At 70.4% G+C, this 16,486-nt stretch carries 11 protein-coding genes; 10 read left to right on the forward strand and 1 reads right to left on the reverse strand.

Annotated features, from left to right (window positions below):
- Positions 1-769: 769 nt before the first annotated feature.
- From WMF12_RS03130 to WMF12_RS03160, 7 genes are all read left to right on the forward strand, one after another.
- Complete coding sequence (locus WMF12_RS03130) at positions 770-1,810, forward strand: hypothetical protein (RefSeq protein WP_437864109.1); 1,041 nt, start codon at positions 770-772, stop codon at positions 1,808-1,810.
- A 1,115-nt stretch (positions 1,811-2,925) separates the two neighbouring features.
- Entirely contained in the window at positions 2,926-3,474 is a 549-nt protein-coding gene (locus WMF12_RS03135) for a hypothetical protein (protein WP_437864119.1), read from the forward strand.
- A 20-nt stretch (positions 3,475-3,494) separates the two neighbouring features.
- The gene (locus tag WMF12_RS03140; protein WP_437864128.1) at positions 3,495-5,054 is read left to right on the forward strand and encodes a PGRS family protein; all 1,560 of its coding nucleotides are present in this window, start codon (positions 3,495-3,497) and stop codon (positions 5,052-5,054) included.
- Between the two features lie 907 nt (positions 5,055-5,961).
- Positions 5,962-6,723, forward strand: coding sequence for a PP2C family protein-serine/threonine phosphatase (locus WMF12_RS03145; protein ID WP_437864161.1), 762 nt, complete (start codon positions 5,962-5,964; stop codon positions 6,721-6,723).
- Positions 6,724-7,649: 926 nt separating this feature from the next.
- On the forward strand, positions 7,650-9,332 hold the full coding sequence (locus WMF12_RS03150; RefSeq protein ID WP_437864174.1) for an L-aspartate oxidase: 1,683 nt from the start codon (positions 7,650-7,652) through the stop codon (positions 9,330-9,332).
- Entirely contained in the window at positions 9,329-10,291 is a 963-nt protein-coding gene (locus tag WMF12_RS03155) for a CPBP family intramembrane glutamic endopeptidase (RefSeq protein ID WP_437864191.1), read from the forward strand. Before WMF12_RS03150 ends, WMF12_RS03155 begins: the two co-directional genes overlap by 4 nt.
- Positions 10,288-11,529, forward strand: coding sequence for a patatin-like phospholipase family protein (locus tag WMF12_RS03160; RefSeq protein WP_437864209.1), 1,242 nt, complete (start codon positions 10,288-10,290; stop codon positions 11,527-11,529). The genes WMF12_RS03155 and WMF12_RS03160 overlap by 4 nt, the downstream gene beginning before the upstream one ends.
- 83 nt (positions 11,530-11,612) lie before the next feature.
- Here WMF12_RS03160 and WMF12_RS03165 read toward each other — a convergent pair whose 3' ends face one another.
- Positions 11,613-12,113 (reverse strand): YchJ family protein, encoded by a 501-nt coding sequence (locus WMF12_RS03165; protein ID WP_437297724.1) that lies wholly within the window; start codon positions 12,111-12,113, stop codon positions 11,613-11,615.
- Between the two features lie 235 nt (positions 12,114-12,348).
- Here WMF12_RS03165 and WMF12_RS03170 point away from each other — a divergent pair, with 235 nt between their 5' ends.
- The 3 genes from WMF12_RS03170 (at position 12,349) to WMF12_RS03180 (ending at position 16,407) form a co-directional block, all read left to right on the forward strand.
- Complete coding sequence (locus tag WMF12_RS03170; RefSeq protein ID WP_437549458.1) at positions 12,349-12,816, forward strand: Tudor-knot domain-containing protein; 468 nt, start codon at positions 12,349-12,351, stop codon at positions 12,814-12,816.
- Between the two features lie 176 nt (positions 12,817-12,992).
- Positions 12,993-15,080 carry an elongation factor G gene (gene fusA / locus WMF12_RS03175; RefSeq protein WP_437864252.1) on the forward strand — a complete coding sequence of 696 codons (2,088 nt, stop codon included), beginning with the start codon at positions 12,993-12,995 and terminating at the stop codon, positions 15,078-15,080.
- Positions 15,081-15,090: 10 nt separating this feature from the next.
- On the forward strand, positions 15,091-16,407 hold the full coding sequence (locus tag WMF12_RS03180; protein ID WP_437864260.1) for a hypothetical protein: 1,317 nt from the start codon (positions 15,091-15,093) through the stop codon (positions 16,405-16,407).
- Positions 16,408-16,486 lie beyond the last annotated feature (79 nt).

Consider the following 16,486-nt stretch of genomic DNA (forward strand, 5'->3'; position numbering starts at 1 on the left):
GCACGTTCGACGAGAGAGCGGGGCGAGCTGGAACGTTGGGCACCGGCGCCATCGTGGCCTATGCGGCGTCCGGTGCGCTGGCCGCAGGCGCGTTGGTCTATGCGCTGTGGCCTCGCTCATCTGCATCGAGCAACGCGGTGGGTGTGCTGCCGACCGCTTGGATAGCGCAGGGAGAGCGAGGTCTGGGAGTCGTTGGTGTGTGGTGAGCGGCGACGGGAAGGAAAGGATGCGAACGTGAGAAAACCTATTGGCATCACGGCTGGCACCCTCTGCGCGGTGCTTGCGGCCGTCGGGTGTGACGCGCTGTCGCTCGGCCTGACCAGCGACTGCGACTACACGCTGACGTGCCCAGAACACGACTGGCTAGAAGCAGCAGGCGGCGGAGCGCCAAACCCCGCATGCGAGGCTGATCCGACGAAGGACGCGAGCACGGTGACGGACGAGTGCGCGGTGTTCGCGAGCGCGACGGCGGAGCCGGGTGGAGATGGGACGAAGGCGAGGCCGTACGTGTCGCTCGGGGAGGCGGTGGTGAACGCGGGGAACAAGCGGGTGCTGGCGTGCACGAGCGGAGCGTTCGCCGAGAGCGTGGCGATCGAAGCAGGGATCGAGGTGATCGGGGGCTTCGACTGCGAGGTGGAGTGGACGTGGAGCGAAGAGGCGCGGAGCGCGATTGAGGGGCCTGCTGGCGCAGTGGCGCTGACGCTCGGGGAAGGCGCAAGCGGGGCGAAGGTGAGGAGCTTTGCGGTGAGCGCGGCGAACGCGATGGAGGATGGGGGGGTCGTCGATCGGCGTGGCGGTGGCGGATATCGAGGCGGAACTGGCGCAGGTGGAGGTGACTGCGGGCGATGGGGCGGATGGAGCGGACGGCGAGACGCCGATGGAGGCGCCGCAGGCGGGGGCGGGCGCGCCGACGAACGTGTCGAATGCGTGCACCGCACTGGTGTACGGCGGCGATCCCGGCGTGACGGTGTGCGAGGACGGCGAGACGCGCGGGGGAGTCGGAGGGCTCGGCGGGATCACGGGTACCAACGAGGGCAACGGGCAGAAGGGGGCGGATGGTGTGCCGGTGCTTGAGCCGAACCCCGACGAATACGGGATCGGTGGCGCTGGACAAGCCGCCTCCAACTGCAGGCGCGGAGAAGATGGCTTGCCCGGCGCTAGCGGCGATGCCGGCGAGCCCAGCAACGGCACGGAACTGACGCTGGAGCGCATCGCTGGTGGTAACGGCCAGAGCGGCACGATCGGGAAACGGGGGCAAGGGGGCGGAGGCGGAGGAGGAGCGAAGGCGGGCGTCTTCTGCCCGGGCCCCGGCGGGACCACGGTGGACGGCGTCGGCGCGAGCGGCGGCGGCGGTGGCGCTGGAGGCTGCGGCGGCAAGGGAGGCGGAGGCGGGCAGGCCGGCGGGTCGAGCATCGGGATCGTAAGCCTGGGGACGAAGCTTGTGCTGACGGAGGTGACGGTCGCGGTCGGCAAGGCGGGGAAGGGGGGAGATGGAGCCCGCGGGCTAGGTGGTGCCGCTGGAGGCAGCGGCGCGACCGGAGGTACCGCTTCGCACCTTGGTGGATCCATCGGCTGCGATGGTGGCAGAGGCGGTCAAGGTGGAACGGGCGGCCCCGGGGCAGGCGGCCGAGGTGGGCATGCGGTGGGCATCGCGTACGCGACGGCGCCGAGCGCAGCGGTCGCGCTGAAGGGCTTCACCGAAGGCGCAACTGGGGACGGCGGCAGCGCGGGGCCCGGCGGGAACGCGGGTACGCCCGGAGCCAGCGGTGCGTGTTGGAACTTTGGTGGAAACGAGAGCTGCGGGCAGTGAGAAAAAGGTGTTGCTGCGTGGCAATTTCGTAGAGCTCAACGGAATGCAATTCGAGGAGGAGGCCTTGGAGGGCCGTCGTTCGCGATCGCCTACCGAGACGAGGCGGTGAAGCAGGAAGGGCCGACGACGCTACAACCCGGCACGCCGGGCGCTGGGGTGAGCCGGCGGAAGCAAAAACGCGTCGGATAACGCGGGAGCGGAAGGCACTGCAGCGGCGGAGCAGGCGTTTCCGTAAGCGACCGATGAGGTAGCAGGCGGCGTCGCTCGCCGGCGCGAAGTGCGGCGGAAGAAGGTGTTGGCGATCGCATGGAACGCGATCGACGGGGAGAGGTGCGTCCTGAGGGCGACCCGCGCGGCGGCAAGTGGATGCTCCGCCGGTGCTGCAGGAGACGGCGGCAACGCGAGGCCGGGCGGGAACACTGGCGAACTGAGGGCGAGCGGAGCGTGCCGGAACTTTGGTGGAAACGAGAGCTGTGGGCAGTGAGAGAAAAAGCGGTGTCGTGTGAGAATTTCGCAGCTCTCAAAGGAATGCAATCGGTTGCGGGCGCCTGGGCAGCGAGAATACATGCTGCCGAGTGACAATTGTGTAGGGATCGAGGGAATGCGATTGGTCGAAGACGAGGGCTGCGGTCAGTGAGCAGCTGAGCTGAAGGAGGAGACAAGAAATGAATGGACACGCCCCGAGCCGGGGTGATAGGGACTCATTTGTCGCGGAGACGCGGCACGGTGGGCTGCCCGGCGCTGAAGACTTCACCACCCTAGCGTGGATCGGAAGAGGCGCGGGCGGAGGGACCGATGATCTGCTGACTGCTTCTGCGTCGGGCCGCAAACCCGGATACCATCCTACGGTCGCTGAAGGCAGCCCGGCAGCAGATCGTTTTTGCTCGGCGTCGGAGCATTGCTGTGCCGTGGAGGCGGGGCAGGGGCGCAGTGGCGCTGGATCCCGAACCGCGGTTGCAAGCGAGGCCGCTCCCAGGTCCCGCGCTACGCGCGGGACGGGAGGGGCGGACCGCGCGCAGGCCCGCAGGGCCGAGCACGGGCCGGGGGTGGGCAGCTATCTTGTCGTGTTAGTTCTATGCTGCGCCCCAGCGCGTGTGGGGTGGTGCGAAGAGCGCGTGCCGGTGGCCAAGGGAGCGCAGGCCGAAGTGGCGCTCGCGACGACCGAGGGGCCGCCGGCAGCGGGTGTGACGACGGAGAAGGGCGGGAGCGCGGCGGGCGCGGGGGCCGGAGGCTCCGTAGCGGGGCTGCTGGCGGTGCCGAGCGAGCTGCGACCGCTGCCGAACAAGAGGAACTGGGGGCCGGTGATCGCGTTGGGAGCAGTGAGCGCGGTGTGGCTCGGCGTGGGGGTGGTGATGACCGTCGCGTCGAACGATGCGAACTCGGGAGGTCGTGCTCAACGGCGCCAGATCTTCGCTGCAGGCGGCGGCTGCGTGGCGTCACCGTCGTTCGCCGAGCGATGCGCCGAGCTCCAACGCTCCGGCGAGCGCGCCGGTCGTCTGGGGGACATCGCGCTAGGCAGCTACGTCCTATCGGGCCTGCTGGCGACGGGCGCTGTGACGTATGCCCTGTGGCCCAGGAGAAGCGCGCAGGGCTCTAAAGCGTTGCTCGTGCTTCCTGAGCCGCGGGCACAGGGCGTCAGCGTCGTGATGGTGAACGCATGGTGAGTGGAACCGGAGGAAGAACGATGAGAACGCTCAGGCGAACCTTGCTTGGAACGACCGCCGCCATTGCGCTGGTCCCCGGCGGCTGCGACGGGCTTTGGTATCACGTCGAGGACGACTGCGAGTTCATGCTCACCTGCGAGGAGTACCGGGGCAGGGGCAGTGAGGCTGTGCCTTCCGGGTGCGTGCCGAGCGAGATCGAGGGCGCCGCGGACGATACGTGCGGGATCTTCGTGGCTTCGAGCGGCAACGACGACAATGCAGGTACCCGGGCGGAGCCGGTGGCGACGCTCGCCGAAGCGCTCCGGCGCGCGGAGGAGCAAGGTCGCGGAGTCTACGCGTGCGCCGAAACGTTTACGGAGGCGGTTGAGCTGCCAGCGGGAGCCAAGCTGTTCGGCGGTCTCGATTGCGCGAACGGGTGGACCTGGATCGGCAAGACGGCGAAGACGGTCGTGGCCCCAGGGGAGGACGGGATCGTGCTGAAGGTGCTGCGGGGCGAGGGCGCGGTGAGGATCGAGGACGTGTCGGTGCGCGCGACGGATGCACGGGCGCCGGGGGCGTCGTCGATCGCGGTGCTGGTGGATGGCGCGGAAGCCGAGCTGGTGCGGTGCGAGCTGGTTGCGGGGAACGGAGCGGATGGTGCGGAGGGAGAGGATGCGCCGAGCGAGGTGCCGGCGCAGGCGTCACCTGGGAACGCCGGAACGAACGCGTGCAGCGATCTCGATGGCACGCCGGGGCCGGACGCGACGCTGTCCGGTGGCGCCCAGGTGGTCAACGAGTGCGGCGGGGAGCTGTCGATCGGCGGTGGTGGTGGTGATGGCAATGTAACCAATGGCACTGGCGGCGACATCGGAGCGTCGGGCGCCCTCGGCGCAGCAGGTTCCGGAGAGCCGGCGACAGGCGCCTGGAGCTGTGCCGCGGGTGGCACCGGCCAGGGTGGCGACAATGGTTCCCCCGGCGACGCCGGCGTCGCCGCGAGCGGCCTCGGCGCGTTGCGCTCGTCGGGCTACGTGGGCGTGAGCGGCGGAGCCGGTGGCGCGGGCAAGCCCGGGCAAGGTGGAGGCGGAGGCGGTGGTGCGAAGGGTGGCGCGGCGATCTGCCCAGGCGCCATGCCGGGAGCTGGCGCGAGCGGCGGCAGCGGCGGCCCTGGTGGTTGCGGCGGGCAGCCCGGCCAAGGCGGCGGCGCCGGCGGAGCGAGCATCGCCCTGGCGAGCGTGGAGGGGAAAGTGACGCTGAAGGACTGCGTGCTGAAGGCAGGCGATGGGGGCAAGGGAGGTGCTGGCGGCGACCTGCAGCCGGGTGGATCGGGCGGGCTCGGCGGCGCTGGTGGCGTAGGGGTCGGCGGGTCGAAGCACGCGTGCGCTGGCGGGCATGGAGGCCAGGGAGGCAACGGCGGTCCTGGAGGAGGAGGCCTCGGCGGGCCGTCGTTCGCGATCGCCTACCGAGGCGAGGCGGTGAAGCAGGAAGGGCAGACCACGCTGGAACCCGGCACGCCGGGCGACGGGGGCCCCGGCGGCAGCAACAACGTGGCGGACAACGCGGGCGCGGCAGGCACGGCGGCTGCGGAGCAGCAACTTCCGTAAGTGAGCGACGAGGTAACGGGCGGCCTCGTCGCTGGTACCGCCTGGCGTCGCCAAGCGTGGCGGAGGGGACCCCGACGATCGCGCGACGCGCCATTGAGGAGGCGAGGCGTCTCCCGCAGGCGACGGGTATGGGGCGGCCAGCAGCGCCCGCTGGACTGCTGCCACCGGCGAGCGGTGGAGAAAGTGAGGATGACCGTACGATTTTGTGACGACCCGGCCTGGCTTCGCGTAAGTAGTCGAAAGATATCGATTTCTGGACGAAAACGCTTGGCGAGCTCTTTCGTGACCGGCAGTATGCGCGCCGCTCGATCCAAGGAGCGCCCTGCCGATGCGCCGGAATTCCAGTGGAAACGATGTCCCTCCCTCCGGAAGACGCCCCAGCCCGAGCGCGATGGGGGAGTGGGAGCGGATGTGGGTGCGCAGGCTGGGCCTCGAGGATGTGGAGTGGGACCCCGAGCTGCACTGCGAGCACTGCATCGCGAAGCGAGCGGCCTGGGAAGCGGTGATGGAGGAGCTTGCCGCACGGTCGGGGAGCCGACCGAAGCTGCGGCTGAGCCCTGGGTGGGAGAAGATTCCACCGAGGGCGGGTAGACGAAGCAGGCGGAGCAAGGGCCGCTGCAGGCGGCTGCTGCTGAAGATGGTGCGACTGGCGCGTCTCGTGCGCGATGATTTTTGAGCGCTTGAGCGAAAGGTCCCGTCGCGAGCTCCCAGCTCGAGCGAGCAGCCGCTGACGGCCTGAGCACGCCGAGAGGGCGCACGGCGGCGGCGCGGCGCGCTGGGCGACAGAACAGGAGACCGGCGCACCGCGAGCGTGGTGCGCGCTGACTCGGCTCGTCTTTGCGACGAGCGTGCGAGGTGGAGGATGGTGCGTCCAACGATCGCCATCGAGGCAGGGGCGGAGGCCTTCGTGTCGAGGCGTCGTGCGAGCAACGAGGAGCGCTCTGGGGAGTTGCCTTGCCTGGGGCTCTTCCTGGTCACGGGCCGGCCTGGCGGAGAGGTCGTCTCCCGCGCGGCGATCGAGATGGTGCATCCCGCTGTCGAGGCAGCCAGCGTGGACGACCTTGGTGCTGGTGAGATGATTGCGCCGCAGTGCCGGGACGAAGTGCGGCTCATGATGAGCCCGCGTCGACCAGGCCGCTCCGAGGACGAACGTCCGGGGCCGGGACCGAGCGGCGTGCAGGTGACCTTCGCCGGTGTACTGCTCGCGCCAGGGGCGGCGTATATCGTCTGCGCCGGCGATATGCACATCTACCGGTTCCGTGGGGGGAAGCTGGAGGCGCGAACGCGTGAGGATGCGGAGCTCGACGGTGGGGCGTTGGACGGATTCAGCTCGCCGGATGCCCCAGCCGTGCTGGGGCAACACGCCAGCGCGGCCACTCGCGCGCTCGGCTGCGACGCAGCGGTGGAGATGACGGCCCAGGTCGAGAACACGGAGCCGGGCGACATCTTCCTCGCGTGCTCGGGGGGCCTCTGGCCCGGAGGGCCGAGCACGGGCCGGGGGTGGGCAGCGTTCTTTGGGGGCGAACGTCGTGGCGCGAAGGGCGGGGAAGCGATCTTCCCGGGAGCCAGGCCGGCGCCAGAGCGAGCGGAGGCAGCGGCGAACCCCGCGGTTGCAGCGGGCTACCCGGGGAGGGGGTGGAGCGGCGAGCAGAGCCCGCTGGACTGCTGATGACGGCGAGCGCTGTAGAAAAAATGAGAGGCGGTATGATTTCGTGGCAATTTCGGACGGCTGAACGTAACTCGGCAAAACGGCAATCCTGATTCGAAGAAACCCCTTGGCGAGCTCATTCGTTGCCGGCAGAATGGGCGCCGCCCGAATTCAAGGAGCCCCATGCCGAAGCACCGAAGGTCCCGCGGAGACGACCCTCCTCCCTCTGGTAAGCGCCCCAGCTTGAGCAAGATGGGGGAGTGGGAGCGGATGTGGGTACGGAGGCTGGGTCTCGAGGACATCGACTGGGATCCCGAGAAGTATTGCGTGCACTGCATCGCAGAGCGGGAAGCTCGCGAAGCGGCGGCGGAGGAGCTTGCGCCGCCGTCAGGGCCCAGACTGCCCGTGTCGCAGAGCCTCTTGTGGGCGCAGAACCCACGCCCGGCAGGTGGTCCTAAAGCGCGAAGCAAGCGTCGCCCCAAGCTGATGCTCGTTCCCTCGGTGCACCGCAAAGGCGAGGACCCTTGAGCGAGAGGCCCCTTCACGAAGGGGTTGGATCGAGCGAGTCGACACCGATGGTGTGGGGGACGCCGGCTCTGATGTGCTCTCCGGGAACCTGTCGTGTTGTGCCAGGACACCGCATCTCCGGCATCCCCGCTCCGTCTCGCGAGTCGCGGCTTCTGATGGATGGACTGCGCTCATGAGCTCGCGCTGCGAGCCCGAGCGCGCGACATGCGCCCCGGCGCGCGTCGGCAACGGCCGAGGCGCTCCGCCATGAGCGCGATCAGCCCGTGCGCGCGCCCTCACCTCGCGCAGGCTCACGCCGGCGCTCGGCTCTCCCCGGCCACACCGGCCTCCCGCCCGAACGCCCGGCCGCAGCGCCGTCGCACGCAGGAAGCGCACCACGGCCTACCTCCGTGCGCCCCGCTCCTGCTACCCTCCTGGCCGTGGCGATAACGACCGATTTCCTCGTCATCGGTAGCGGTGTGGCTGGGCTGACCTTCGCGCTCGAGGCGGCCGAGCACGGCGAGGTGATCATCGTCACCAAGCGCGCGCGTGACGAATCCAACACGAAGTACGCCCAGGGCGGCATCGCCGCGGTCTTCGCCCCGGACGACTCCCCCGAGGCGCACATCGCCGACACGCTCGAGGCGGGGGCGGGCCTCTGTCACGAGGTGGTCGTCGAGATCTGCGCGCGGGAGGGGCCCGAGCGGGTGCGCGAGCTCATCGCGCGGGGCGCCCAGTTCGATCACGAGAACGGCCAGGTGCGCCTCGGGCGCGAGGGAGGGCACTCCGCGCGGCGGATCGTGCACGCCGCGGACGCCACGGGCCTCGAGATCGAGCGCGCGCTCCTCGAGCAGGCCCGGCAGAACCCGAACATCCGCTTCGCCGAGCACCACACGGCGATCGACCTCATCCCGCTCTCCCGGTTCGGGGGGCCGGACATCTGCGCCGGCGCCTACGTGCTCGACGAGACCGACGCCGCGCTGAACCAGGGCAGGCCGCGGCCGCGCGACTCGGAGCGGCCAGCGCCCCGGCACCGGCCAGCCTCGAAGCCGCACGTCGTCGAGACCTACCTCGCGCGGGCGACCGTGCTCGCGACCGGCGGCGCAGGCAAGGTCTACCTCTACACGACGAACCCCGACGTCGCGACGGGCGACGGCGTCGCCATGGCCTACCGGGCAGGCGCCGAGATCGCGAACATGGAGTTCTACCAGTTCCACCCGACGTGCCTGTTCCACCCGGAGGCGAAGAGCTTCCTCGTGAGCGAGGCGCTGCGCGGCGAGGGCGCCATCCTCCGGCTGCCGGACGGGACGGCCTTCATGGCCAGCCACGATCCGCGCAAGGACCTCGCGCCGCGCGACATCGTGGCGCGGGCCATCGACTTCGAGATGAAGCGGACAGGGTCGGACTACGTGCTGCTCGATATCACCCACCGGCCCGCGAGCTTCGTCCGCGAGCACTTCCCGACCATCCACGCGCAGTGCCTGCGCTACGGCATCGACATCACCGCGCAGCCGATCCCCGTCGTGCCGGCCGCCCACTACATGTGCGGCGGGATCACCACCGATCTCTACGGCAGGACGACGATCCCCGGGCTCTGGGCGATCGGCGAGTGCACGTGCACGGGGCTGCACGGCGCGAACCGGCTCGCCTCGAACTCGCTGCTCGAGGGGCTCGTCTTCGGCCACCGCGCGGCCGCGCGCCTCGGCACCCAGATCGCCGAGCTCCGGCAGAGCGCGTTCCCCGATGTGCCCGAGTGGCAGGTCGGCAACGCGGTCGCCAGCGACGAGGAGGTCGTCGTCGCCCACAACTGGGACGAGCTGCGCCGCACCATGTGGAACTACGTCGGCATCGTCCGGTCCGACGCCCGCCTCCGGCGCGCCGCCCGGCGGATCTCCCTGCTCCAGGAGGAGATCCGCGAGTACTACTGGAAGCACCTTGTCACCCGGGATCTGCTCGAGCTGCGCAACATCGCCACCGTGGCCGAGCTCATCGTCGGCTGCGCCTCCGCCCGGCACGAGAGCCGGGGGCTGCACACGACGATCGACTACCCGGAGACGAGCGATCGCCTCGGCACGGACACGGTCGTGAAGCGGGGCGTCCTGCCTTATCTGCGAGGCCGATGAGCGATCTGCACGGCACCCCCGACCCTCCGCCGACCGGCGGAGGGCCCGGTCCGCTCGTCCGGCGAGGCGGCGAGGAGCGACCGATGTCGATCCCCGGGGCCATCGGCTGGACCGTGGGCGTCACCGCGCTGTTCCTGTTCCTGCTCGGCCTGATCTCCTCCTTCCGGATGGAGCCGGCGCTCGACGGCGCGGGCTCGTTCCGGGCGGCGCCGAAGCTCGACGTCATCGGCAGCTTCGCGTGCCAGGCCGCGGCGTACCTGCTCGGGCTCTTCGGCGTGCTCCAGGTGCACGCGCCCCGCGCGTCGATCCGGCAGTTCCTCGGCGTGCGCGGGACGCACGTGGCGTTCTATCCGCTGGCGATCGCGCTCGGCTTCGCGCTCGAGGGGCCCATCGCCGCGCTCTACACGGCGATCGAGGCGCGCTGGCCGTCGGGGATCGACGACGCCGAGCTCGTCCGGGTCTTCGTCGACGCGAGCGCGCCCGAGCGGGCCGCGCTCGGCCTCATCTTCATCGTGCTCGGCCCCGCGCTGGAGGAGGTCTTCTTCCGGGGAGCGCTCGCCCGCCCGCTGCGCTGGACGCACCGCGCGCCGCTCGTGATCGCGATCACGGCCGCGCTCTTCGCGGTGGCCCACGTCGGGTGGCAGAAGTTCCTGCCGATCGGCATCTTCGGCGCAGCCCTCGGCGTCCTCCGCGTCGCGAGCGGCTCGCTCTTGCCGTCCATCCTCCTCCACGGCACCTACAACGCCATCCAGTGCTTCTCGCTCCTCTCCGCGGCGGGCGCGGGGGCCGCCGACGGCGCGCCCTCGGCTGCCGGCGCTGCGCTGCCCGACGCCGCGGCGAGCCCGGTGTGGCTCGTGGCGGTGAGCTCCGCCTCTGCGCTCGTGTTGACCGCGCTCGCCTGCGTCCTCGGCCGTCGCGCCGAGGGGGCGGCCCGCGCGAGGGAAAAGGACCTCTCATGATGCCGGCGTTCGGGAGCCAAGGCGGCGGCGAGAGCCGATCCGCGCAGATCGCAGCGGGGGACGGCGAGGGCCGCTCCTCCGGGACCGTGGACGCGAGCGGCCAGGGCCGCGCCGCTCCGCGCGCCGGGGCGAAGCGAGCGCGCGTCAGCCTCTGCTTGCCAGGGGGCGGCCTGACGGGCGCGCTCTACCAGATCGGCGCGCTCGCGGCGCTCGAGGATGGCGTCGAGGGGATCGACAACCAGAGCTTCTCGCTCTACCTCGGCCACGGCAGCGGCGCCGCGGTGGCCGCGGCCCTGGCGGGCGGCATCCCGATCGAGCGGCTCTACCGCGCCCTGCTCGATCCGGTCGACAACTTCTTCCCGCTGGAGCGCAGCCACCTCCTCCACATCGACGTCGGCGAGTGGCGGCGCGCGCTCAGCACCAGCCTGGTCGCGCTCCGCCACGCGATCGTCCGGCTCACGACCCGGGGCGACGCGACCCCGAACGCGCCGGCGCAGCAGTACCTGTTCGAGCAGCTCGATCGCTTCAACGACTCGCTCCCCGCGGGGCTCTTCCAGCTCGATCGTTACGAGCGGTTCCTCGGCGAGTTCTTCCTGAGGCGCGGCATCCCGAACTCGTTCCGCGCGATGCCGCGGACGCTGCGCATCCCGGCGCACGACCTCGACTCGGGCGAGCGCGTCGTCTTCGGCGCCGAGGGGTTCGACCACGTCCCGGTGTCGCTCGCCTGCGCGGCGTCGCTCGCGCTCCCGCTGTTCTTCTCGCCGGTGCGCGTCGAGCACCGCCACTACCTCGACGGCGGGCTGGGCCACGTGGCGCACCTCGATCTCGCGCAGGCCGCCGGCGTGGACCTCACGATCGTCGTGAGCCCGCTCGTGCCCGTCTCCACCGCGCACCGCCCCGTCCCGACAGGGCACGGGGTGCGCGAGAGCGTGCGCGACAAGGGCATGCTCTGGATCTTCAACCAGGCGATGCGGATCGGGGCGCACGCGCGGCTCCACCAGGCGGTGGGGCGCGCGCTCGCCGAGGGCAAGATGCAGGTCCTCGTGCTCGAGCCCGCGCGGAACGACGCGCTGCTGTTCCTCCACAACCCCGCCAACCTGCGCGCGCGGCGCGCCATCCTGGAGTACGCCTACCGGACGACGCGCGAGCGCATCGCGGTGTGGATGGACAAGAACCGCGCCGTGGTCGAGGCGATGGGGTGGCACGAGGCCCGCGCGTCGGGCCCGTCGGCTGGCTGAGGCGCATCGCCCACCCGAGGGCCTGGTCAGCGGGCCCAGGGCGCATCGGCCGCCCGAGCGCCCGCTCGGCCGGCGAGGGCCGGTCAGCTGGCGAGGGATGAGAACCGGGCGATCGTCAGCTCGTCGGGCGGGACGCTGATGCGGGCGCGCGGGATGGCGACGCCGTGGAGGTAGCGCCAGCCCTCGCCGTCGTGGAGGAAATCGGACAGCTCGACGAACGATCGATCGACGCCTGCCTCGAAGATCTTGGCGAGGAACAGCACCGACGCCGAGTCACCGCTCTGCAGGCTGTCGAGGATCTGGAGGCCCCGGTACCGGTGGTGGTGGATCGTCACCTTCAACTCGCGGAGCACCTGATCCCTGTCGCGCCCGCGGTCGATGTGGCCCATGTGCAGCGTCCGCCAGAGGTAGGCGGTGTCTCCGACGGCGAACGCGGCGTACCGCGAGCGCATCAGCGCCACGGCGTCGGGCGCCTCGCGATCGCCCAGATGGCAGGGGGCGCAGCACTCGCGGTACGAGCGCCCCGAGCCGCACGGGCACGGGCGGGAGAGGGTCCCCGTACCAGGACGAACATCTCGGGTCATGGGCGTTCTCTACACGGGTTCGTGCCCCGCTGCAGCGCCCTGGGGGGCGTCGAGATGGGGCGCGGCGGGCGTGCGGCAGGACGGCTCACCACGGCATGGCGCGGCCTGCGGCAGGACGGCCCGGCACGGCATGGCGTGGCCCGGCGCCGTCGCGCCGTCCAGCGCCGACCCGCGCGCGTCCCTGAGCGAAGCCTCTTGCGGGGCGCCGGCGAGGACGGTAAGGCGGGCGGGAAGTATGCCCGCAGCGCGCGCTCACGCCGCGGCCCTCCTCCTGGCCCTCGCCCTGGTTCTGGGGGGCTGCAAGCGCCAATACGCCATCGGCGATCACGTCCTCGTGACGTGGGAAGGGAACGTCTACCCGGCGGAGGTCATCGAGGTCCTGGGTCCGACGAAGTTCAAGATCCACTACCAGGGATACGACGACATCTGGGACGAAGTTGTACCTCGTGAACGGATCCGCGGCCTCGTCGAGGGCAATGTCGTCCACCCGCCGCCGCCGCCGAAGGTCCGGAGCAAGGGGCTGCAGGCGTCGCAGACCAACGTCTACAAGATCGGCGACAGGGTCCGCGTCGAGTGGCACGGGCAGATGTACCCGGCGGTCGTCACGGGCATCGTGGGGCAAGAGCGCTACCGCATCCACTACGACGGCTACGGATCCGAGTGGGACGAGACGGTCGGGCTTTCCAGGATTCAAGCCAAGTAGCGTGAAATGTTCACGCGCGATCATTTTCCCCCTGGCGCTGTCCATGGGGCCGAATTAAGAGCCGCGCCGAATTTCTGACTGGGCGATCGCAAGAGTGCGCCGCCTGGCTGACGTTCGATGCGTGCCGCACGCCCTCCACGGGCACGCCCCCACGGGTGCGCGGCGGGGAGCCTTCTGTGATCAGCGAACTGTCCAAGCTGCGCAACATCGGGATCAGCGCCCACATCGATTCGGGCAAGACAACGCTGACCGAGCGCATCCTCTTTTACACCAAGCGGATCCACGCCATCCACGACGTCAAGGGCAAGGACGGCGTCGGCGCGAAGATGGACTCGATGGATCTCGAGCGCGAGCGCGGGATCACCATCCAGTCCGCGGCCACGCACTGCTTCTGGAACGGGCACCAGATCAACGTGATCGACACGCCCGGCCACGTGGACTTCACGATCGAGGTCGAGCGCGCGATGCGCGTGCTCGACGGTGCGATCCTGGTCCTCTGCGCCGTCGCCGGCGTGCAGAGCCAGTCGCTCACGGTCGACCGCCAGATGCGCCGCTACGGCGTCCCGCGCATCGCGTTCGTGAACAAGTGCGACCGCGCCGGCGCGAACCCGCTGCGGGTCCGCGCGCAGCTGCGCGAGAAGCTCAACCTGAACCCGGTGCTGCTGCAGCTGCCGATCGGGCTCGAGGACAAGTTCGAGGGGGTCGTCGACCTCATCGCGATGAAGTCCTACCGGTTCGAGGGGGCGAACGGCGAGAAGATCGTCGTCGGCGAGATCCCGTCCGAGATGGCCGACGAGGTGAAGACGGCGCGCGAGGAGATGCTCGACGCGCTCTCGATGTACTCCGACGAGCTCACGGAGGCGATCCTCGAGGAGCGCGTCACCGAGGAGCTGCTCCAGAAGGCGATCCGCGAGGCGACCGTGAAGCTCCAGATCGTCCCGGTGATGATGGGGTCGGCCTACAAGAACAAGGCGGTGCAGGTCCTGCTCGACGGCGTGACCCGCTACCTGCCGACGCCCGCCGACATCACGAACAAGGCCGTGGATCTCGACAAGGACGAGGCCGAGGTCGTCCTGTCGAGCGACTCGGACAAGCCGCTCGTGATGCTCGCGTTCAAGCTCGAGGACGGCCGCTTCGGCCAGCTCACGTACCTGCGGGTCTACCAGGGCAACCTGGCCCGCGGGGGCGAGATCACGAACACCCGCACGGGCAAGCGCCACAAGGTCGGCCGGCTCGTCCGCATGCACGCGGACGAGATGGAGGACATCGACTCCGCGGGCGCGGGCGACATCGTCGCGATGTTCGGCATCGACTGCAACTCCGGCGACACCTTCACGGACGGGACCCTGAGCGTCGCGATGACGTCGATGCACGTGCCCGAGCCCGTCATCTCGCTCACCGTGACGCCCAAGGACAACAAGGCCCAGGCGAACATGTCGAAGGCGCTGCGCCGCTTCACGAAGGAAGACCCGACCTTCCGCGTCGGGGCCGATCCGGAGAGCGGCGAGACGGTCATCCACGGCATGGGCGAGCTCCACCTGGACGTCTACATCGAGCGCATGAAGCGCGAGTACTCGGCGGAGGTCGTCACGAGCCCGCCGCGCGTCGCGTACCGCGAGACGATCACGCGCCGCGTGGACTTCAACTACACGCACAAGAAGCAGACCGGCGGCTCCGGCCAGTACGGCAAGGTCGGCGGCTTCATCGAGCCCTGGACGGAGGCGCCGTTCCGGTTCGACGACCAGGTCGTCGGTGGCGCGATCCCGCGCGAGTTCATCCCGGCGGTCGAGAAGGGCTTCGTGTCGATGCTCGCCAAGGGGCAGCTCATCGGCGCGCCCGTCACGGGCGTGTCGGTCACGCTGAACGACGGCGCGGCCCACGCGGTCGATTCGTCCGACATCGCCTTCCAGGAGGCCGCGCGCGGCGCCTGGCGCGAGACGTACCCCAAGGCCGGCCCGCAGATCCTGGAGCCGCTGATGAAGGTCGGCTGCGAGGGGCCGAGCGAGTACCAGGGCGGCATCGTCGGCATCCTCATGCAGCGGCGCGGCATCATCGTCGGTTCGACCGAGGCAGACGGCTTCTGCCGCGTCGAGGCGGAGGTGCCGCTCTCCGACATGTTCGGCTTCTCGACCGTCCTCCGCTCCGCCACCCAGGGCAAAGCCGAGTTCACGATGGAGTTCTCGCGCTATGCTCCTCTTCCGGCGGCGCTTGGTGAGGAGCTCATCAAGAAATACCGGGAAGAGCAGGCGAAGAAGGCCAAGTGAGGGGGTCGGCATGTACCGCAAAGAGGTAAACGAGCGGAGCCCCATGCGGGTCTTCGAGGGGTCGATGCACGGCGGGCTGGGTCGCGGCAACGTCGGCGTCATCGTCTCCCGGCCCGGCGTGGGCAAGACGGCGTTGCTCGTGCAGATCGCGCTCGACGATCTGCTGCGGGATCGCCGGGTCCTCCACATCTCGCACGAGAACGCGGTCGATCACGTCCGCGCGTACTACGACGAGATCTTCCACGATCTCGCGCAGTCGATGCGGCTCGAGGAGCCGGAGGCCGTCCGGCTCGAGGTCGAGCGGCACCGGCAGATCTACTCGCACCTCGGCCACGTGAAGGCGTCGGCCGACGCGCCCGAAGAGGCGGCGCGCCTGTGGGTCGAGAAGATGCTCGAGACGGTGGCGTTCGCGCGCGGCGTCGCCCACTTCGAGCCCGACGTGATCATCGTCGACGGCTTCGACGTGGCGGTCGCGTCGGAGCAGGCGATGGAGGCGCTCGGGCGGCTCGCGAAGGAGCGCTCCGCCGAGGTCTGGGTCGCGGCCCAGGTCGACGAGGCGAGCCCTCCCGGCAAGCTGCCTGCCGCGCTCCAGAAGGTCGAGCGGCACCTCAACGTGGTCGTCTACCTGCAGCCGGAGCGCGACGTGGTTCGCCTGCGGCTGCTGAAGGACCACGGCAACGAGGATCTCGCCGATCTCCACCTGCGGCTCGATCCCCACTCGATGCGCGTCATCGACGAGGACGTGCGGCCCCCCTCGGAGCGGCCGAAGGACCCGCGGAGCTTCCGCGTGCACTCGGGCGGCGCCAAGGGGGCCGAGGCCGAGTTCGGCGCGTGCGCCGAGCGGTACGGGGTGCAGGAGCTGAACTACAGCTTCGAGGGCCACCGGCTCCTCGAGCGCCAGCGCGGCGTGGTCGTGCTGGGGGACGACGAGCTGCGCAAGGGCGACTTCAGCCTCGTCTACGTGTCGCGGCGCCTCGGCCGCGTGCTGAGCGAGATCCCGCTCGTGCGCAACATCCTCCAGACGATCTGGCACCAGATCAACGCGGCCAGCCAGGTCTTCGTCGTGGGCACGCTCCAGGAGGACGGCACCGTGCGCGGCGGCACCGGCTGGGGCGCGGAGCTCGCGCGCCTCTGGAAGAAGCAGCTGTTCGTCTACGATCAGGAGAAGCGCGGCTGGTTCCGCTGGAGCGGCTCGGCCTGGGAGATGGCGCGGCAGCCGAGCATCACCTGCGAGAACTTCGCCGGCATCGGCACGCAGGATCTCAACGACGCCGGCCGCGACGCGATCCGCGACCTCTTCGCGCGCAGCTTCGGCGAGCCTGGCTGAGAGCCGATCGCAGGGGCGCCCTCCGCTGCGCACGCGGCCGCGGGGGCGCCTCGCTGCGGCGCGCAGCAGGCCGGCGCGA

This window comes from Sorangium sp. So ce363 (genome assembly GCF_051520435.1).
Classification (GTDB): Bacteria; Myxococcota_A; Polyangia; order Polyangiales; family Polyangiaceae; genus Sorangium; species Sorangium cellulosum_B.

Excerpts from the sequence above, each read along its gene's own strand:
- WMF12_RS03130 (WP_437864109.1), top strand. The coding sequence starts at position 770 with ATGGGGGGGTCGTCGATCGGCGTGGCGGTGGCGGATATCGAGGCGGAA.
- WMF12_RS03140 (WP_437864128.1), top strand. The coding sequence starts at position 3,495 with ATGAGAACGCTCAGGCGAACCTTGCTTGGAACGACCGCCGCCATTGCG.
- WMF12_RS03155 (WP_437864191.1), top strand. The coding sequence starts at position 9,329 with ATGAGCGATCTGCACGGCACCCCCGACCCTCCGCCGACCGGCGGAGGG.
- WMF12_RS03160 (WP_437864209.1), top strand. The coding sequence starts at position 10,288 with ATGATGCCGGCGTTCGGGAGCCAAGGCGGCGGCGAGAGCCGATCCGCG.
- WMF12_RS03165 (WP_437297724.1), bottom strand. The coding sequence starts at position 12,113 with ATGACCCGAGATGTTCGTCCTGGTACGGGGACCCTCTCCCGCCCGTGC.
- WMF12_RS03170 (WP_437549458.1), top strand. The coding sequence starts at position 12,349 with ATGCCCGCAGCGCGCGCTCACGCCGCGGCCCTCCTCCTGGCCCTCGCC.
- WMF12_RS03180 (WP_437864260.1), top strand. The coding sequence starts at position 15,091 with ATGTACCGCAAAGAGGTAAACGAGCGGAGCCCCATGCGGGTCTTCGAG.